The sequence below is a fragment of the Burkholderia sp. YHN3-13 genome (genome assembly GCF_055810675.1).
The window spans coordinates 117,076-136,229 of the sequence record NZ_JBVVNQ010000015.1 but is presented as its reverse complement, the minus strand read 5'-3'; the positions used below and the strand labels follow the sequence as shown (position 1 = coordinate 136,229).

At 69.6% G+C, this 19,154-nt stretch carries 16 protein-coding genes; 5 read left to right on the top strand and 11 right to left on the bottom strand.

Annotated features, from left to right (window positions below):
- Positions 1–17 precede the first annotated feature (17 nt).
- The 3 genes from AC0KUR_RS27915 to exaC all read right to left on the bottom strand — a co-directional run bounded on the left by AC0KUR_RS27915 (position 18) and on the right by exaC (position 3,586).
- Positions 18–1,052 (bottom strand): helix-turn-helix domain-containing protein, encoded by a 1,035-nt coding sequence (locus tag AC0KUR_RS27915; protein WP_069705861.1) that lies wholly within the window; start codon positions 1,050–1,052, stop codon positions 18–20.
- 217 nt (positions 1,053–1,269) lie between these two features.
- The gene (locus AC0KUR_RS27910) at positions 1,270–1,812 is read right to left on the bottom strand and encodes a hypothetical protein (protein ID WP_069705860.1); all 543 of its coding nucleotides are present in this window, start codon (positions 1,810–1,812) and stop codon (positions 1,270–1,272) included.
- 247 nt (positions 1,813–2,059) lie between these two features.
- Positions 2,060–3,586, bottom strand: coding sequence for an acetaldehyde dehydrogenase ExaC (gene exaC / locus AC0KUR_RS27905; protein ID WP_034188145.1), 1,527 nt, complete (start codon positions 3,584–3,586; stop codon positions 2,060–2,062).
- 322 nt (positions 3,587–3,908) lie between these two features.
- Here exaC and AC0KUR_RS27900 point away from each other — a divergent pair, with 322 nt between their 5' ends.
- Positions 3,909–4,337 carry a pyridoxamine 5'-phosphate oxidase family protein gene (locus AC0KUR_RS27900; RefSeq protein WP_059559541.1) on the top strand — a complete coding sequence of 143 codons (429 nt, stop codon included), beginning with the start codon at positions 3,909–3,911 and terminating at the stop codon, positions 4,335–4,337.
- A gap of 88 nt (positions 4,338–4,425) precedes the next feature.
- On the opposite strand, the gene AC0KUR_RS27895 is transcribed toward AC0KUR_RS27900, so the two are convergent.
- Entirely contained in the window at positions 4,426–6,030 is a 1,605-nt protein-coding gene (locus AC0KUR_RS27895; protein WP_473376675.1) for an MFS transporter, read from the bottom strand.
- A gap of 162 nt (positions 6,031–6,192) precedes the next feature.
- On the opposite strand from AC0KUR_RS27895, the gene AC0KUR_RS27890 reads away from it, so the two are divergent.
- Positions 6,193–7,077: a LysR family transcriptional regulator gene (locus AC0KUR_RS27890; protein ID WP_059559446.1), complete on the top strand. Its 885-nt coding sequence runs from the start codon at positions 6,193–6,195 to the stop codon at positions 7,075–7,077.
- Here AC0KUR_RS27890 and eutC read toward each other — a convergent pair whose 3' ends face one another.
- From eutC to AC0KUR_RS27870, 4 genes are all read right to left on the bottom strand, one after another.
- A complete protein-coding gene (eutC, locus tag AC0KUR_RS27885) occupies positions 7,078–7,872 on the bottom strand; it encodes an ethanolamine ammonia-lyase subunit EutC (protein WP_034188148.1) in 795 nt (264 codons plus the stop codon). It lies immediately after the preceding gene.
- Positions 7,869–9,266: an ethanolamine ammonia-lyase subunit EutB gene (locus AC0KUR_RS27880; protein ID WP_034188149.1), complete on the bottom strand. Its 1,398-nt coding sequence runs from the start codon at positions 9,264–9,266 to the stop codon at positions 7,869–7,871. Before AC0KUR_RS27880 ends, eutC begins: the two co-directional genes overlap by 4 nt.
- A 100-nt stretch (positions 9,267–9,366) precedes the next feature.
- Positions 9,367–10,776 carry an ethanolamine permease gene (gene eat, locus AC0KUR_RS27875; RefSeq protein WP_034188150.1) on the bottom strand — a complete coding sequence of 470 codons (1,410 nt, stop codon included), beginning with the start codon at positions 10,774–10,776 and terminating at the stop codon, positions 9,367–9,369.
- A 188-nt stretch (positions 10,777–10,964) separates the two neighbouring features.
- Positions 10,965–12,428 carry a mechanosensitive ion channel gene (locus tag AC0KUR_RS27870; protein ID WP_069705858.1) on the bottom strand — a complete coding sequence of 488 codons (1,464 nt, stop codon included), beginning with the start codon at positions 12,426–12,428 and terminating at the stop codon, positions 10,965–10,967.
- Positions 12,429–12,704: 276 nt separating this feature from the next.
- On the opposite strand from AC0KUR_RS27870, the gene AC0KUR_RS27865 reads away from it, so the two are divergent.
- The gene (locus AC0KUR_RS27865; protein WP_473376674.1) at positions 12,705–13,565 is read left to right on the top strand and encodes an AraC family transcriptional regulator; all 861 of its coding nucleotides are present in this window, start codon (positions 12,705–12,707) and stop codon (positions 13,563–13,565) included.
- A gap of 65 nt (positions 13,566–13,630) precedes the next feature.
- On the opposite strand, the gene AC0KUR_RS27860 is transcribed toward AC0KUR_RS27865, so the two are convergent.
- On the bottom strand, positions 13,631–14,005 hold the full coding sequence (locus tag AC0KUR_RS27860) for a zinc ribbon domain-containing protein (protein WP_226229738.1): 375 nt from the start codon (positions 14,003–14,005) through the stop codon (positions 13,631–13,633).
- Between the two features lie 10 nt (positions 14,006–14,015).
- Positions 14,016–16,502 carry a heavy metal translocating P-type ATPase gene (locus tag AC0KUR_RS27855; RefSeq protein WP_473376673.1) on the bottom strand — a complete coding sequence of 829 codons (2,487 nt, stop codon included), beginning with the start codon at positions 16,500–16,502 and terminating at the stop codon, positions 14,016–14,018.
- 91 nt (positions 16,503–16,593) lie between these two features.
- Between AC0KUR_RS27855 and cadR the strand changes: the two genes are divergently transcribed.
- Together cadR and AC0KUR_RS27845 are read left to right on the top strand one after the other, a co-directional pair.
- The gene (gene cadR, locus AC0KUR_RS27850) at positions 16,594–17,025 is read left to right on the top strand and encodes a Cd(II)/Pb(II)-responsive transcriptional regulator (protein WP_006477300.1); all 432 of its coding nucleotides are present in this window, start codon (positions 16,594–16,596) and stop codon (positions 17,023–17,025) included.
- Between the two features lie 68 nt (positions 17,026–17,093).
- Positions 17,094–17,666, top strand: a complete 573-nt coding sequence (locus AC0KUR_RS27845) for a PadR family transcriptional regulator (RefSeq protein WP_059559456.1) — start codon at positions 17,094–17,096, stop codon at positions 17,664–17,666.
- 49 nt (positions 17,667–17,715) lie between these two features.
- On the opposite strand, the gene AC0KUR_RS27840 is transcribed toward AC0KUR_RS27845, so the two are convergent.
- Complete coding sequence (locus tag AC0KUR_RS27840; RefSeq protein ID WP_124608615.1) at positions 17,716–19,146, bottom strand: FAD-binding oxidoreductase; 1,431 nt, start codon at positions 19,144–19,146, stop codon at positions 17,716–17,718.
- Positions 19,147–19,154 lie beyond the last annotated feature (8 nt).

Here is a 19,154-nt window from a genome sequence, read left to right as displayed (position 1 = left end):
CGCCCCCGCCGCCTTCGTCACCCCGCGCCGACTCGCACCGCGCGATCGCGCAGCGTCTCCGACGGCCGCTTGCCGAACAGGCGCCGGTAATCGGTCGCGAACTGGCTCAGGTGCCAGAAGCCCCATGCCTCCGCGACATCCTGCACCGAGCCGGCCGCGCGGCCGCACAGGTCGCGCCGCGCGCCGTTCAGCCGCAGCGTGCGCAGGTAGGTCGCGGGCGCCATCCCGAGCACGTCCTGGAAGCAGTACTGCAGCGTGCGCCGGCTCACGTGCAACTGCTCGCACAATTCCGGCACGCCGACCGGGCGCGTGCGGTGCGCGAGCACGTAGTCGCGCGCCTGATCGACGATCCAGCGCCGCGTCGACGGCGCGGCGCCGCTGCCGTCGTCGGCCGGGTGCGCGCACACGTCGAACAGCGCGGCCAGCACGTCGGCCTGCAGGTCGTCGCGCTGCGCATCGGGCAGCGGGCCGGCCATTGCCACCGCACCGTCGAGGCGGCGGCCGAGCAGCGCGCACAGGCGCGCGAGCCGCGCACCGCCGACCTGCATCACGCACTGCGTGAACAGCCGCTCGTCGAGCGCACGGCGTTCGACCTCCTGCGCGTAGCGGCGCAGCACGTCGCCGCGCACGACGACGCCGTAGATCGAGAACTGCGCGGGCGTCACCAGTTCGAATTCGACGTTGCCGGGCCGGAACGCGAGCGCACCTGGCCCGATGCGGCACGCATCGACGCGCGCCGTGCCGTCGGACACGAGCGGAATGCCGAACCAGTACGCGTCGCCGCGCACTTCGCACGCCTGACGCAGCAGGTGGCTCGTCGATTCGCGAAACAGCTTCATCGTGTCGAGCGGCAGCTCGGTCAGCGTGCCGACGAAGCGGCCGGCCGCGAGCTGGTCGTAGGTCTGCCGCCAGCCGATCAGGTTGCGCGCCTGCTCGTCCGCATCGTGCGCGACGCTGACGACCGCCTGCCCGGCCAGCGCATCGTCGCCCTGCGCATTGCGCCGCGTGTCTTCGGCGGTCGGTTCTTCCCTGCACGCCACGTATTGATCCATCGTGTCCTCCCTCACCTGCGCGGAACCGCGCCTGTCACGCAAGTCCCGTGCCGAACCGCATGGCCCGGCGAATCGCCCGCCATTGCACGCTGTCCGGCCGATACGCGCCATGCGGGCGCACCCGAAGGCGGCGGCGCGCGCACGCCGCCGGTGCGATACGCGGTGCAACATGCGCCGCGACCGCGCATCCGTGCCGCGACCGGCTCCCGCACACCGGCTAGCCGGCCGGCTTCAGCCGCACGACCCGCGTGCCGCAGTTGCCGTACGCCTGCGCGACCGCCAGCTCGACGATCGTGCTGCCCGCCGCCCACGGCGCCGCGTCCGCTTCGGGCTGATCGGCCCGCAACGTGGCGCGGCCGTTGATCCGGTACCGGATCCCGCGCACGAAATCGACGAACAGCAACCCGACACCGCTGCCGTCGTACACGGCCGACGCGATCCGGCCGCCGCCGTCATGTGCGGCCAACGCGAACCGCAGCGTCTTCGTGTCGATCACGCGAACGACGGGCAGCAGATCGCCGTTCGCATCGCGCAGGCTCTGCACGATGTCGCAGGTCACGACACCGCCGGTGCCGCCCGCTGCGCCGACGAACATGAACGGCTGCGATTCGACGAACTGCCGCACGCCGATGCTCAGGCGCGTCGTCACGACGTCGCTCATCCGCTCGGCTTCGTCGGCGACGCCGAAGCGGTGCTGCGCGTCGAGTTCACCCGCATGAAATACCGGGTGACGCGGAAAGGATCGGGGCGGTTCTGCCATGCTGGTTCTTGTTAAGCGCGTGAGCGCACCGTGCCGCCGCGAACGGGCGGCCGCCGGTGTCGTCTCCGGTGCCGGATGCGACGATGCAGCGCCGGCGCCGAATGTCGAAATCGAAACGGGCCAGGCGCCGCGCGAGCGCGCCCGGCACCGTATGCGCTGCGCGCGTCGCCGTGAAAGACCGGCAACCGCACCGGCCGGCGTTGCGCTGCCGGCCGGTGCGTCCCGGCGCTTGCCCCCGTGTCGGCGATCAGAAGAACCCGAGCGCCTCGGCCTGATAGCTCACCAGCAGGCACTTCGTCTGCTGATAGTTCGACAGCGCCATCTTGTGCGTCTCGCGGCCGATCCCCGACTGCTTGTAGCCGCCGAACGCCGCATGCGCGGGGTACAGGTGATAGCAGTTGGTCCACACGCGGCCGGCCTCGACCTCGCGGCCCATCCGGTACGCACGCGTGCCGTTGCGCGTCCACACACCGGCGCCGAGCCCGTAGAACGTGTCGTTCGCGAGTTCGATCGCTTCCTGCTCGTCCTTGAACGTCATCACCGACGCGACCGGCCCGAAGATCTCTTCCTGGAACACGCGCATCTTGTTGTTGCCGAGCAGCATCGTCGGCTTCACGTAGTAGCCCGTGCCGAGTTCCGCGGCCGGCGCCGTGCGCTCGCCGCCCGTCAGGCATTGCGCGCCTTCGCCGCGGCCGATGTCGATGTACGACAGGATCTTGTCGAGCTGCTGCTGCGACGCCTGCGCGCCGATCATCGTCTGCAGGTCGAGCGGGTGGCCGGCCTTGATGCGTTCGACGCGCGCGACGGCCTTCTCGATGAAGCGTTCGTAGATCGATTCCTGGATCAGGATCCGCGACGGGCACGTGCACACTTCGCCCTGGTTCAGCGCGAACATCGCGAGCCCTTCGAGCGCCTTGTCGAGGAACGCGTCGTCCTGGTCGAGCACGTCGGCGAAGAAGATGTTCGGGCTCTTGCCGCCCAGTTCGACCGTCGACGGGATCAGGCTCTCGGCCGCGGCGCGCAGGATGTGCTTGCCGACCGGCGTCGAGCCCGTGAACGCGATCTTCGCGATCCGCTTGCTGGTCGCGAGCGCTTCGCCCGCTTCCTTGCCGAAGCCGTTCACGATGTTGATCGTGCCGGCCGGGAACAGGTCGCCGATCAGCTCCATCAGCACCAGTACCGACGCGGGCGTCTGCTCGGCCGGCTTCATCACGACGCAGCAGCCGGCCGCGAGCGCCGGCGCGAGCTTCCACGCGGCCATCAGCAGCGGGAAGTTCCACGGGATGATCTGGCCGACCACGCCGAGCGGTTCATGGAAGTGGTACGCGACGGTGTTGTCGTCGATCTCGGAGATGCCGCCCTCTTGCGCGCGGATGCAGCCCGCGAAGTAGCGGAAGTGGTCGATCGCGAGCGGCAGGTCGGCGGCCATCGTCTCGCGCAGCGGCTTGCCGTTGTCGATCGTCTCGGCCACGGCCAGCAGCTTCAGGTTCTTTTCCATCCGGTCGGCGGCGGCGAGCAGCAGGTTCGCGCGCTCGGCCACGGACGTCTTGCCCCACTTGCGGCGCGCGGCGTGCGCGGCGTCGAGCGCCAGTTCGATGTCGTCGGCGCCCGAGCGCGGCACGCGGCAGAACGGCTGGCCGTTGATCGGCGACACGTTCTCGAAATACTCGCCCTTCACCGGCGCGACCCACTTGCCGCCGATGTAGTTGTCGTACTGCTGACGGTACGGGTATTCGACGTCGAGGCCCAGTTGCTTCAGGTCAAACGGGTTCATACATGTCTCCTGTTCATCGTGCTTTGTGTGGATGCAGCGCCGGTTGGAATGCGCTGCATCCGTTTACGCAACATGCGTGCCAAACAGGACATGACCACGTCGATCACCGCCGGCCCGTGTGCGCACCGTGCGGTGTTCACGCGTGAAGCACGACCGGTGCGCCGATTCTGAACACCGCGATTGCGCAGCGGCGCGGCCGGTGTTCGAAATTTCCACAGTGCGCGGCACGGCGTTGCACGCGGATGCGGGCCGCGCCGCGTGGCATGTCGCTTGCGTGCAACCCGACGATCGATACGCAACGGCCTTCGCACCGCCCGACACCATGAACGACCCGTGCCCGCTGACCGACGACGCCATCGCGTTCATCCGCGAGCAGGCCTTCCTGATCGTCGCGACCGCCGACGCGGCCGGCAACGGCGACTGCTCGTACCGCGGCCGCCAGCCGCGCGGCGACGGCTCGTTCGAGCCGCTCGTCCACCTGCCCGACCGCCGCACGCTCGTGCTGCCCGACTTCGCGGGCAACAACCTCTTCAATACGATCGGCAACCTGCTCGTGAATCCCGCGATCGCGCTGCTGTTCGTCGATTTCGTGCGCCAGACGACCTGGCTCGTGCAGGGACGCGCGACGATCGACGAGGATGCGGGAAGCCGCGCGCACCTGTGGCCCGATGCATTGCGCTATGTGGTGGTCGACGTGGAACGGGCACAGGCGCGGGCCGATGCGGCGCTGCCGCCGCTCGTGCTCGCATGACGCGTCGCGTGTGATCCACGCGCGACGGAATAGGCCGGCGCGCGGCTTGCCGTCATCCGCACCGCCACGCGCGACGACGACGCAACGCTCAACGTCCGTGCGTTTCCGCGCAGGCCGGTTCGATCCGGCCGCGCACTGGCGCGCCGGCGCCGTCATCCGCTTCAGGCGTTTCAGCCACGGCAGGCCGCCCGCCGAGAAACGCGAACACCACGGCGGCACACAACACGGTAACGACGGCCAGCCCGGTCAGCAGCCGGTCGAACGCATGCGCGTAGCTCGCGATCAACGCCGCGTGCCCGACGCCCGGCAACGCGGCGGCCGCGCCCGCGAGATCGCCGGTCGCGAGCCGTGCGGCCGCCCGCAGCGTCGCGTCCGGCGTGCCGGCCGCGCCCGCCGCCTGCGTCAGCCCGGTCCGCGCGAGCGCGGCCAGCACCGCGCCGACGATCGCCAGCGCGATCCCCTCGCCGGCCACCCGCGTCGTGCTGAAAATGCCCGTCGCCATCCCCGCGCGCTCCTTCGGCACGACGCTCACCGACAGCCCGTCCATCAGCCCCCACGGCATGCCGGCGCCGACGCCGATCGCGAGCATCGGCGCGATCGCTGCGGGCCCCGCGCCGCCGCGCAACGCGATGCCCAGCCACACGAGCCCGGCCGCCGCGACGAGGAGCCCGAGCCCCGAGATCACGCCGGCCGACAGCCAGCGCGTGAGCGTCGCCGCGACGAACGGCACGACCAGCATCGGCGCGGAGATCGCGAGCATCAGCCAGCCGGCGTCGATCTCGCTGAAGCCGTCGATGCCGATGAAGCGCAGCGGCAGCACGACGAGCAACACGATGTAGCAGCAGCAGGTCGACACCGGCAGCACCTGCACGCCGACGAAGCGCGCGATGCGAAACAGCGACAGGTCGAGCATCGGCCGCGCGACACGCGTCTCGATCGTCACGAACGCAGCCGCGCCAAGCGCCGCCCCGGCCAGCAGCGCGATCACGAGCGCGCTCGACCCGCCGCGCGCGGGCGCCTCGATGACGCCGAACGTGAACAGCGTCAGCGCGGCCGTGAACGCGGCCGTGCCCGGCCAGTCGAGCCCCGTCGCGTGCGGGTCGCGCGACTCGTGCATGCGCGGCAGGCCGAACACGAGCGACAACACGCCGGCCACCGCGCTCGTCATGAAGATCGCGCGCCAGCCGTAGTGCCCGATCAGGCCGCCGGCGAGCACGGGCCCGAACGCGAGCCCGATGCCGAAGGTCGTGCCGAGCAGGCTGAACGCACGCGTGCGCGCCGCGCCGTCGAACTCCTGCGCGAGCGCGGCGGTACCGCCGGCGAGCGCCGCGGCGGCCGCGAGCCCCTGCGCGGCGCGCAGCAGGTCGACCGCGAGCATCGACGGCGCGAACGCGAGCGCGACCGACATCAGCGTGAAGCCGCCGACGCCGATCGCGAACACGCGCTTGCGCCCGAACTGGTCGGCGAGCGCGCCCGACGCCATCAGGAAGCTGCCGAACGCGAGCATGAACGCGTTGGTGATCCAGTTCATCGCGACCGGGCTGCCGTGCAGATCGCGGCCGATGGCCGGCGTCGCGACCGCGCCGCCCGAAAACGACAGCGGCAGCGCGACGGCGGCCATGCAGACGGCGGCCAGCACCCATGCGCGCCGGCGCGCCGACTGGGCCGAAACGGCTGATACAGGGTGATCCATCATCGCTCCTCGAAAAGCCGGCGCGGCTGCGCCGTCAGAGCGACAGAAGATAAATCCGATTCAATCCGCGAAAAACTACGCAAAGCTCCGCATATAACGGACTAAAATTCCGTAATTCCCGTGGCGCGAGCGTCGTCTTGTGCCCTTCGATTCGATGGAACGATGGAAAACCTCTCCGGCATCGTCGCGTTCGTCCGCACCGCCGAAGCGTTGAGCTTCGTCGCGGCCGGCCGTGCGCTCGGCATTTCGGCGTCGGCGGTCGGCAAGACGATCGCGAAACTCGAACAGTCGCTCGGCGTGCGCCTGTTCAACCGCACGACGCGACGCGTCACGCTCACCGACGAGGGACGACACTTCTACGAACGCTGCCAGCGGATCCTCGAGGATTTCCGCGATGCGGAAGCGGCCGTGACGGCGTCCGCGCAGCGCCCGCGCGGCAGGCTGCGCGTGAGCCTGCCGGTGATCGGCTACCGCTTCCTGCTGCCCGTGCTGCCGGAATTCCGGCAGCGCTATCCGGACGTCGAGCTCGATCTCGATTTCAACGACCGGATGGTCGACGTCGTCGAGGGCGGGTTCGACGCGGTGATCCGCAGCGGCCCGCTGTCCGATTCGAGCCTGATGTCGCGGCGGCTCGGCCCGTTCGCGTTCGTGCTGTGCGCGACGCCCGCGTATCTCGCGCAGGCCGGCACGCCGCGCACGCCGCGCGACCTCGAGGCGCACGACTGCATACGCTACTGCTTCCCGACCACCGGCAAGCTGCAGGACTGGGCGCTCGCGGCCGACGACGGCACGCCGCTGAAGCTGCGCACCGCGATGACCTGCAACAACATGGAGGCGTTGCGCGGCACCGTGCTCGCGGGGCTCGGCATCGGCTACATGCCCGACTTCCTCGCGCGCGACGCACTCGAACACGGCGCGCTCGTCACCGTGCTCGACGACTACCGGATCGCGCCGGGGCAGTTCTCGATCGTGTGGCCGTCGAGCCGGCAACTGTCGCCGAAGCTGCGCGTGTTCGTCGATTTCCTGTGCGAGCGGCTGTTCAGGTAGTCACGCCGCGCCGATCCGCCCGGCTTCCGCCGGCGGCGGCAGCGCATCGCTGTCGTCCTTCAGCCCCACGCCGGTGAGCCCGAGGCGGCGCGCATGCGTCATCAGGTAATGCAGCTTGTGCGCGGCTGCCGCATGCGGCAGCCCTTCGGGCCGCACGTTCGAGATGCAGTTGCGCAGCGCATCGTGGCAGCCGACTTTCGGCGCCCACGTCAGGTACACGCCGAGGCTGTCCGGTGAACTGAGCCCCGGCCGTTCGCCGATCAGCATCGCGACGACCTTCGCGCGCAGCAGCTCGCCGATCTCGTCGCCGAGCGCGACGCGCGCCTGCTTCGCGACCACCACCGGCCCGACGCGCCAGCCGTCCGCGTCGAGCCGCGGCCGCACGGCCTGCAGCAGCGGCAGCGCCTGCTTCGCGGCCGCGAACGCCGACAGCCCGTCGCCGACCACGAACACGACGTCCGGCGCCTCGTCGAGCGCCGCGCCGTAGCCGGCCAGCAACCCGCGGCTGTCGTCCGACAGCTTGCGGCCGAGATCGGGCCGGCGCAGGTAATGGTCGCGATCCGGCGCGGCGCTCTGCACGCCGAGCGTCGGCAGCAGGCCGGCCGCCTCGATCTCGCGCCGCAGCGCGTCCGCATCGAGCGGCTGGTGCACCGCGTCGCGCGCCTGCGCATGCGACAGGTTGAAGGCCAGCAGCGGCGCGGTCGGCAGGCTGTTGCCCGCGCGGCCGAGCGCGATCCGCGCGTTCGTGAACGACTTCAGCTGCGCCCACGGATTCTTCTCGACGGCGTCGCTCATGCGGACACCCCCATCCAGTCGTTCGCCCCCGCGAGCAGCGGCACGCGTGCCGTCGCCGTGCGCAGCACGCCGTGCGCGTCGGCGATCTCCATCGTCTCCAGCCATTCCTCGAATTCCGGCGCGCGGCGCAGCCCGAGCACCTCGCGCACGTAGAGCTGGTCGTGGAACGACGTGCTCTGGTAGTTCAGCATCACGTCGTCCGCGCCCGGGATCCCCATGATGAAGTTGATGCCGGCCGCCCCGAGCAGCGTCAGCAGCGTGTCCATGTCGTCCTGGTCGGCTTCCGCGTGGTTCGTGTAGCAGATGTCGCAACCCATCGGCACGCCGAGCAGCTTCCCGCAGAAGTGATCCTCGAGCCCCGCGCGGATGATCTGCTTGCCGTCGTACAGGTATTCGGGGCCGATGAAGCCGACCACCGTGTTCACGAGGAACGGCTCGAACTTGCGCGCGACCGCATACGCGCGCACTTCGCAGGTCTGCTGGTCGACGCCGAAGTGCGCGTTCGCCGACAGCGCGCTGCCCTGGCCCGTCTCGAAATACATCAGATTGTTGCCGACGGTGCCGCGCTTCAGCGACAACGCGGCCTCGCGCGCTTCGCCGAGCAGGGCCAGCGAGATGCCGAAGCTCGCGTTCGCTTTCTCCGTGCCCGCGATCGACTGGAACACGAGATCGACCGGCGCGCCCTTCTCGATCGCCGCGATCGTGTTGGTCACGTGCGTGAGCACGCACGACTGGGTCGGCACGCCGTAGCGTTCGCGGAACGCGTCGATCATCGCGAGCAGCTTGACGATCGCCGCGAGGCTGTCGGTGGCCGGGTTGATGCCGATCATCGCGTCGCCGCAGCCGTACATCAGCCCGTCGAGCATCGACGCGGCGATGCCCTTCACGTCGTCGGTCGGGTGGTTCGGCTGCAGCCGCACCGACATCCGGCCGGCCAGCCCGACCGTGTTGCGAAAGCGCGTGACGACGCGGCGCTTGCGCGCGGCCGCGATCAGGTCCTGGTTGCGCATCAGCTTCGACACGGCCGCGACCATCTCGGGCGTGAGGCCCGGCGCGATCCGTTCGAGCGCCGCGCCGTCGGCCGCGGGCGACAGCAGCCAGTTGCGGAAATCGCCGACGGTGAGGTGCGAGATTTCCGCGAACGCCTGCGCGTCGTGATCGTCGATGATCAGGCGCGTGACCTCGTCGTCTTCGTACGGAATCACCGCCTCGTTCAGGAACGCCTTCAGCGGCACGCCCGCGAGCGCGATCTTCGCGGCCACGCGCTCCTCCTCGCTCGCCGCCGCGACGCCGGCGAGCTGGTCGCCGGAACGCAGCGGGCTCGCCTTCGCGAGCAGCGTCTTCAGGTCCGCGAAGCGGTACGTGCGCGGACCGATCGTCTCCGTATAGGACATCTGCGAGCCTCCTTGCCCATCCTTGCCAAAAGCCGACGGCGCGCCCGTTCGACGGGGCGCGCCGGATGCCGTCAGAAACGGCCTGCCATCTTCACGCTGCTCACTCCTCCAGCAGCGCGTCGCCCGGCGCACTCGCCCGCTGCGAACGCGTCGCGAGGAAGTACGCGTAGCCGACCGCGAGGAAGCCGACGAACACCAGCGCGACCAGCCCGTTGAAATACACCATCGTGCCGAGACAGACGAGCGCGGCCAGGATCGCGAACGCCGGGAAGATCGGGTACATCGGCGCGCGGAACGGCCGCGCCATGTTCGGCTGCGTGCGGCGCAGCTTGAACAGCGACGCCATGCTCACGATATACATCACGATCGCGCCGAATACCGACATCGTCACGATGTTCGCGGTCAGCGTCTGCCCGCCGAACTGGATCAGCTCGTCGCTGTAGATCGCCGCGATGCCGACCACGCCGCCCGCGAGAATCGCGCGATGCGGGGTCTTGAAGCGCGGATGGACCTTGCCGAGCCATTCGGGCAGGTAGCCCTCGCGGGCCAGCGCGAAGATCTGGCGCGAATAACCGAGGATGATCCCGTGGAACGACGCGACGAGCCCGAACAGCCCGAGCCACACGAGCATGTGCATCCAGCCGCTGTTCGCGCCAACGATGTACTTCATCGCCTGCGGCAGCGGATCGTTGATGTTCGCGAGCTTGGTCCAGTCGCCCGCGCCGCCGGCGAACACCATCACGCCGATCGCGAGCGCAACGAGCGTCAGGATCCCGGCGACGTACGCGATCGGAATCGAGCGCTTCGGGTTCTTCGCTTCCTCGGCGGCCATCGCGACGCCTTCGATCGCGAGGAAGAACCAGATCGCGAACGGGATCGCCGCGAACATCCCGTGGAACGCGCCCACGCTGAAATGATCGGCGCCCGACCAGCCGCCCTTCGCGAAGTTGCTCCACGCGAAGCCCGGCGACACGACGCCCATGAACACCAGCAGCTCGAAGATCGCGAGCAGCGTGACGACGAGCTCGAAGGTCGCCGCGATCTGCACGCCGACGATGTTCAGCGCCATGAACACGAGATACGCGCCCATCGCCGCGTGCTTCGGCTCGAGGCCGGGGAACTGCACGTGCAGGTACGCGCCGATCGCGAGCGCGATCGCGGGCGGCGCGAAGACGAACTCGACGAGCGTCGCGGCGCCGGCGAGATAACCGCCGGTCGGGCCGAACGCGCGGCGCGCATAGGCGAACGGGCCGCCGGCATGCGGGATCGACGTCGTCAGCTCGGTGAAACTGAAGATGAAGGTCGTGTACATCGCCGCGACGAACAGTGCGGTGATGACGAAGCCCAGCGTGCCGGCGCTCGCCCAGCCATAGCTCCAGCCGAAGTATTCGCCGGAAATCACGAGGCCGACCGCGATGCCCCACAGTTGCCAGGTCCCGAGCGTCTGCTGCAGCGCGGGCTGGCCGGACTTGGCGCCGGCGGCGGGCCGGCCATTCGACTCTGCTTTCATCGGACATTCTCCTCAAGGGCGCCGGGCCTTGCCGGCCCGCGCGACTGAGAATCGATGCTAGAGAGTCATTAAACGACGTGTTATCGAAATTCGGCAAAGATCGCGGCTGACATTTCGCTGACGGAAACGCCGGCCGCGCGGGTTGCAACGGCGATCCGGCCGCACGACGCGGGCCGGATCGCCCGTGCTTACTGGCCGCCGCCGCGCTGGTTGAACCAGCGGTCGAGCAGCTTGCCGGCCGCCTCGCGGCCGCCGAGGCCGAACGACAGCGCCACGGCCACCGCGATCGCGCCGAGCACGAGGCCGAACGCGAGCTGGACGATCTCGTTCGCGATGCCCATCGCGCGCAGCCCCATCGCGAACACGAGGCCGAGGATCGCGAATTGCGCGATGCGCGCGAACAGCACGCTGTGTTCGCGGTCGGCCTGCTCGAGCACGCGGCGCGCGAGGCCCGCGAGCCACACGCCGATCACGAGGATCACGCCGCCCATCAGCACGTGGCCGCCGAATTCGATGAACAGCGTGACGACGTCGCGCACCTGCGAGAAACCGAGCCGGTTCGCGGCTTCGACCGACGCGAACAGCATCGCGAAGAACACGATGAGCCGCGCGACCAGCACCGACGGCTGCAGGATGCCCGAGAACACGCGCTCGACGCCGAGCACCGCCGGCAGCCCGTCGGCGCCCGCGGCTTCGAGCAGCTTCTGCGCGAGCGACGCGACGAAGCGCGCGAAGTAGAACGTGACGACCACGATCACGATCGCCGCGACGATGTCCGGCACCGCGCCGAGGAACTGGTTCAGCATGTTGGTCGCGGGAATCGAGATCGCCTCGATCTTCAGCGCGTCGAGCGCGGAGATCAACGTCGGCACGAACACGAACACGTAGACGATCGTGCCGATCAGGCTCGACACGCGCACGGGCGTCGGGCTGTCGAGGCGCTGCGTGAGGCGATCGGCGCCGGCGGCGACCAGCAGGTTCGTCACGAGGCCGCGCAGCACGCGCGCGACGACCCAGCCGACGAAGCCGATCACCGCGGCCGCGAACAGGTTCGGCACGATCGCGAGCAGCTTGTCGACCATCCCCTGCACCGGCGACAGCAGCCCCGACAGCGCGAACGACGCGAGGATCGCCGGCAGGAACATCAGGATCACGAGCCAGAACAGCACATCGCCGAGATAGCCGCTCATCGGCTGCATGCCGGCGCCTTCGGACAGCTTGTCGTCGATCCGGCTGGCCTTCAGCGCGCGGTTCGCGAGGCTGCGCAGCAGCGACGCGATGAGCCACGCGATCAGCGTCAGCGCCGCGCCGCCGATCAGGTTCGGCAGGTAGTTGACGATGTGCGTGACGAGCAGCGAGAACGGATTGGAAACCGCATACAGGTTGAGCACGTTGAAGATGCCCACCGCGGTGACGAGCAGCACGAGCCAGAACAGCCCGCCGGCGATGATGCGCTCGACGCACGCGCCCTGGCCGGTGCTGTCGCTGATCCGCTTGTCGACCTTCAGCGCGCTGAGCAGGCGCAGCGCGCCGGCCCGCACCACCACCGCGATCAGCCAGCCGATCACCAGGATGCCGATCGCGCCGGCGATCTTGGGCAGGTATCCGCCTAGCGTGCTCTGCAGCGACGTGATGAAGCTGGAAGCATCCATTTCTTCTTCTCCCGAAAACGTGGTGTTGCGATTGAACATCGACGAACTACCTGCGTACTTCGAAAAGCGTGCGGCCCTGTCTGAGCAACTTACCCGAGAAAAATGACGCGATCACCCGATTTCACCGTCTTTAACTTTAGTCATTGATTGCGGAGGGGCAAGACCCCATTTCGGCGAAAATAAAAAGGGGCGGATTCAGGGCGGCTACGCATTTCCGCAAGATTTGTCCATCGCGCCCGTGCTACCGTGGTTTCCGTTCTCGCCCCGGACCCGTCGATGACAGCCGAAACGAAAACCGACCGCCCCGCGTGGCGCCGCTATGCGGCAAGCGTGGCGCGCGTTCACGAAACCATCCTCGCGCACCTCGATGGCCCGCTCGACCTGAACCGGCTCGCCGAAGTCGCGTGCCTGTCGCCGTATCACTGGCAACGCGTGTACCGCGCGCTGTACGGCGAGTCGATCGTGCTGACGGTACGGCGGATGCGCATCGTGCGCGCGTCCGAGGATCTCGTGTGCACCGCGCGGCCGATCGACGAGATCGCGCGGCGCGCGGGCTACGGTTCGGCGCACGCGTTCGCGCGGGCATTCCGCGACGCCTACGGCGTGGCGCCCGCGCAGCACCGGCCGATCTACCCGCTACAGAGAGGAGAGGAAGACATGTTCAAGCATGAGGTCGAGATCCGGCGCCTGCCGGAACTGCGTGGCTACGCGGTCGCGCACACCGGCGCTTACCTGAAGGTCGGCGATGCGTTCGGGCGGATCGGCGCATGGGTCGCGCAGCACGGGCTGATCGGCCCGGGCGCGAAGATGATCGGCATTTTCTACGACGACCCGGACACGACGCCCGAGGCGCAGTTGCGCGCGAAGGCGTGCTTCATGCCGGCCGACGGCGCGCCGGACGTCGAGCCCGCGCCGCCGGTCGAACGCGCGACAGTGGCCGGCGGCGAGTACGCGGTGCTGCTGCATACGGGGCCGTATGCGGACCTGAAGACTGCCTACCAGTGGCTCTACGGCGACTGGCTGCGTCACTCGGGCCGCGAAGCCGCCGACGCGCCGCCGTTCGAGCTGTACCTCAACACGCCGATGGATGCGGCGCCGGCCGACCTGCGCACCGAGATCTACCTGCCGTTGCGCTGATCGACAGGCCGCCGGGCCCGCCGTGAAACGACGCGCGCCGGCCGACGATCATGCGCGCAGGCGTGTTAAGTCGCCTGCGTCCCGCACCCGGAACAGAAACGCGCGTCGGCCGCCAGCGCCGTGTGGCAACGGCTGCAGGCCCGGCTGCGTTGGGCCGCGCCGCACTGCGCGCAGAAGCGCGCATCGGCCGCATTCAGCGCGCCGCAGCCCGCGCACGCGAGCTGGCTCAGCGGCAGGTTGCCGCCCTGGCCGCCCTGGCCGCCGTTGGTCGCATCGGCCGCCTGCCAGCCCCAGCCGTGGCGATCCCGGCCGCGTGCATCGTGGCCGCCGTGCCCGTCACGACGCTGGTCGCCGTGATGCCCGCCGCCGTGGCCACCGCTGCCGTGCCCGCCGCCATGACCACTGCCGTGGCCGCCCAGGATCCGTTTCAGAAAGCTCATCGCCCGCTCCTCAACGCTTGGCCGGTGCGCCGCCGAACGCCCCGGAGGACGACAGCAGCCGCAAGCCGTTGGCCACGACGATCAGGCTCGCGCCCGCGTCGGCAAAGACCGCCATCCACATCGTGCCGAGCCCCGCGACCGTGAGGCCGAGGAACACGACCTTCACGCCGAGCGCGAAGCCGATGTTCTGCACCAGCACGCGGTGCGTCGCACGCGACAGCCGCACGAATGCGGGAATCTTGCGCAGGTCGTCGTCCATCAGCGCGACGTCGGCCGTCTCGATCGCGGTGTCCGTGCCCATCGCGCCCATCGCGAAGCCGATGTCGGCACGCGCGAGCGCCGGCGCATCGTTGATCCCGTCGCCGACCATCCCGACCGCGCCCGCGCCGCCGGCCGACAGCGCCTCGACCGCCGCGAGCTTGTCTTCCGGCAACTGGTTGCCGCGCGCGTCGTCGATGCCGGCCTCCTGCGCGATCGCCTGCGCGGTGTGCGGGTTGTCGCCCGTCAGCATCGCGGTGCGGATGCCGAGCGCGTGCAGATCGGCGATCGCTTCGCGGCTCGTGTCCTTGATCGTGTCGGCCACCGCGAAGATGCCGAGCACGCGCACGTCGTCGACCAGCACCACGACGCTCTTGCCCTGGCGCTCCAGCGCGTCGAGCTTCGCTTCGAGGGCCGTCGAGCAACGCTCCAGCTCCTCGACGAGCCGATGGTTGCCGAGCCAGTAGCGCGTGCCGTCGATCGTGCCGCGCACGCCGCGCCCGACGATCGCTTCGAAGTCCTGCACATCGGCGAAGGCCGTCGTGCCGGCATCGCGCGCCGCGGCCGCGATCGCCTGCGACACCGGGTGATCGGAGCGCGCCGCGAGGCTCGCGCCGAGATGCCGCACGCGCGCCGCATCGGCGTCGTCCGCATGCAGGTCGAAGTCGGTCTGCACCGGCTTGCCGTGCGTGATCGTGCCGGTCTTGTCGAGCGCGAGCCACGCGAGCTTGCGCCCTTCTTCCAGGTAGACGCCGCCCTTCACGAGAATCCCGCGCCGCGCGGCCGCCGCGAGCCCCGACACGATCGTCACCGGCGTCGAGATCACCAGCGCGCACGGGCACGCGATCACGAGCAGCACCAGCGCGCGGTAGATCCAGTCCTGCCACGCACCGCCCATGACGATCGGCGGCACCACCGCGACCAGCAATGCAACCGCGAACACGATCGGCGTGTAGACGCGCGCGAACTGGTCGACGAAGCGCTGCGTCGGCGCCTTCGCGCCCTGCGCTTCCTCGACCGCGTGGATGATCCGCGCGAGCGTCGAGTTCGCCGCGATGGCCGTCACGCGGTATTCGAACGAGCCCGATTCGTTGATCGTGCCCGCGTACACGGCGTCGCCGGTCGCCTTTTCGACGGGCAGGCTCTCGCCGGTGATCGGCGCCTGGTTGACCGTCGAGCGGCCCGCGACGACCTCGCCGTCCAGCCCGATCCGCTCGCCCGGCTTCACGCGGACGACCGCGCCGAGCGCAACCTGCGCGGCCTCGATCGTGCGCCACGCGCCGTCGGCCTGCCGCACGGTCGCGGTGTCCGGCGCGAGCTGCATCAGGCCCTGGATCGCGTTGCGCGCGCGGTCGAGCGACTTCGCCTCGATCAATTCGGCGATCGTGAACAGCACCATCACCATCGCGGCTTCCGGCCACTGGCCGATCGCCATCGCGCCCGTCACCGCGATGCTCATCAGCGCGTTGATGTTCAGGTTGCCGTTGCGGATCGCGATCCAGCCCTTCTTGTACGTGGTGAGCCCGCACGCGAGCACCGCGGCGAGCGCGAGCACCGCCGCGAGCCATACCGGCAGCCCGGCCCACGTCGCGCCTTCGGATGCGATCGCGGCGACGCCGGCCAGCGCCAGCGGCCACCACGGCTTCGCGGGCGCGTCGGCGACGCGCGGCGCCGGTGCGCCGGCCGTCGCGGCCTCGGGCGTCATCCCGAGCGTGCGGATCGCGCTTTCGATCGCCGGCTGCGCGCCGGGCACGTGCTCGACGGTCAGCATCCGCTGCATCAGGTTGAATTCGAGCGCCGACACCTCGTCCATCCCGCCGAGCTTCTTGCGGATCAGCGTTTCCTCGGTCGGGCAGTCCATCTGCATGATCCGGAACGCGGAGCGCACATGACCCGACGCGGTCGCCTGCGCGACCGGCAGCGGCGCGAGCGTCAGCGCGGCAGGCGCGCAGCAGTCGCCGGCCGCGTGGTCGTGGTCGTGGTCGTGGTCGTGACCGGCATGGTCATGCGCGGCGTGGTCGTGCGAACACGTCGCGCCGTGCTGATGCGCGTCGTCGTGCGAATGATCGTGATCATGGTCGCGGCCGCGCGAGGCAACCTCGCCGTGCGCGCGCTCGCCGGCCGCCGGCGCCGCATCGGCAACGGTCGCCGTCTGCGTGTCGCGCGGGTCGGCGCAGCATGCATCGGCGCCGCCGGCATGACGGTGTCGCGGGTCGCGGGTACGCTGGGCGTCGGTCATGACAACCTCCTCAATAGCTTTCAATGGCTTGACGGAGTACAGTTAACACCCTGAAGCCACTACAAGGTCAACCCTTACACGGGAGAAAGGCATGAAGATTGGCGAACTGGCCAAAGCGGCCCGCTGCACCCCCGAGACGATCCGTTTCTACGAAAAAGAGGGGCTGATGCCGGATGCGGAGCGCACCGACTCGAACTACCGCAACTACACCGACGTGCACGTCGAACGGCTGCGCTTCATCCGCAACTGCCGCGCGCTCGACATGGCGCACGACGAAATCCGCGCGCTGCTGCGGCTCACCGACACGCCGGCCGACCGCTGCGATTCGATCAATTCGCTGCTCGACGATCACATCGGACACGTCGATGCGCGCCTCGCGGAACTCACGCATCTGCGCGACCAGCTCACCGAATTGCGCCGCCAGTGCGTCGGCGAACATTCGGTCGAGGATTGCGGCATCGTGCATGGTCTCGCGACGATGGAAACCGTCGCGCCGGCCGCGAAGCGATCGCACCTCGGCTGAAACCCTTGTGAAATAAGATAGTCTGGTTGAGAATAGTTATATTCTGACTAGATATAAATGAACTATTCATGTCTACGAGTCGTCCGTCCCCGCTCGCGCTGGCCGTCCTTGCGACGCTCACCGAAACGCCGATGCATCCGTACGGGATGCTGCAGCAACTGAAGGCCCGCGGATACGACGAAGTCGTCAACGTGCGGCAGCGCACGAGCCTCTACCAGACGATCGACCGGCTGCTGCGCGACGGGCTGATCGCCGTGCACGACACCGAGCGCGACGGGGCATTTCCGGAACGCACGCTGTATGCGCTGACCGAAGCCGGGCACACGGCGGGGCAGGCGTGGCTGCATGCGCTGCTCGCGGAGCCCGCGCGCGAATTCCCGGTGTTCGGCGCCGGTCTCGCGTTCCTGCCGCTGCTCGACGCCGACGACGCGCGCCACCAGCTCGAGCTGCGGATCGCGCGGCTCGACGCCGAGCGCGAACGGCTGGAAGGGCTGCGGGCCACCGCGCAGGCCGACCAGGTGCCGCGCCTGTTCCTGCTGCAGAACGAACATGCGCTGGTGTTGCTCAATGCGGAGCTCGACTGGACGCGCAGCGTCGTCGAACACCTGAAGATCGGCGCGCTGCGCTGGGTGGACGGCTGACGTACCTATCTCGCCGGTCGCTTCCCGTCGGTCACGGGAATCGACCGCGTCAAAGCACCTTGCCGGGATTGAGGAGGCCGTGCGGGTCCAGCGCGGCCTTCAGGCGCCGCATCAGCCCGATTTCCGCGTCGCTGCGCGTATGCGCGAGATAAGCGCGCTTGAGCACGCCGATCCCGTGCTCGGCCGATACCGAGCCGCCCATGTCGCGCACCACCGCGTACACGCCGTGATCGAGCGCCTCGAGGTCCGCCGCGGTCATCCCGGCCAGCGATACGCCGATATGCACGTTGCCGTCGCCGACATGACCGAAGAACAGGCACGTGACGTCCGGCCAGCGCGCCCGCAGCGCCGCCTCGCAGCGCCCGGCGAACGTGCCGAGCTCGCCCGTCGGCAAGCTCACGTCGAAATTGACGAGATGCGGCAGCGCATCGATCGCCAGGCCTTCGCGCAACGTCCACAGGTCGCGCGCCTGCCGCTCCGACATCGCGAGCACCGCGTCGTCCACCAGCCCCGCGTCGAACCCCGCCGCGAGGCCCGATTCCAGCGCCTGGCGCGCATCGCCGCCCGGCGCGCTCGTCGCGCATTCGATCAGCACCGCGAAGCCGCCTTCGCCCGCGAACGGCGCCGTGACGTCCGGCGTGTGACGCGCGACGTAGTCGTAGAACGCCGGCCACATCGCCTCGAAGCTGACGACTTCCGGCAGCGTGCGCACGCGGTTCCACAGCTCGACCACCGCGTCGTAGTCGCGCACGCGGCACAGCGCGGTGGCCGGCGCCGCGAGCAGCGGGTGCAGCCGCAACACCGCGCGCGTGACGACGCCGAGCGTCCCCTCGCTGCCGATGAACAGCTGCTTCAGGTCATAACCCGCGTTGTTCTTCAGCATGCGGTTCATCGACGAGACGATCGTGCCGTCCGCGAGCACGGCTTCGAGCCCGAGCACCTGCTCGCGCATCATCCCGTAGCGGATCGCGCGCGTGCCGCCCGCATTGGTCGCGAGCATGCCGCCGATCTGGCATGAACCCCGCGCGCCGAGATCGACGCCGAACGTGAAGCCCGCTGCTTCCGCGGCTTCCTGCACCGTCTGCAGCGGCGTCCCGGCGCGCACGGTCATCGTGCCGGACGCCGCGTCGATCGCTTCGATACCGGCAAACCGCTCCATCGACAGCACGACCTCGCCGCCGAGCGCGACCGCGCCACGCGCGAGCCCGGTCAGTCCGCCCTGCGGCACGACCGGCAGCCCGAGCCGCGTGCACAGCGCGAGCGTGCGCGACACGTCGTCGACGCTGCGCGGGCGCACCAGCACGCGCGGCCGCACGCCGGCCGGCTCGTTGTACGCGGTGAAGTAACGCGGATCGATCTCGGCGGAACGCGTAACCAGCGCATCGCCCAGTTCCGCGACGAGCACGGCGTCGGGCGCCTCGCCCGGCTGCGCGCCGCCGCGCGGTTCGCCGCCCGCGGCCGCCGTCTCCCGGTTCTGCATCGTGCGGC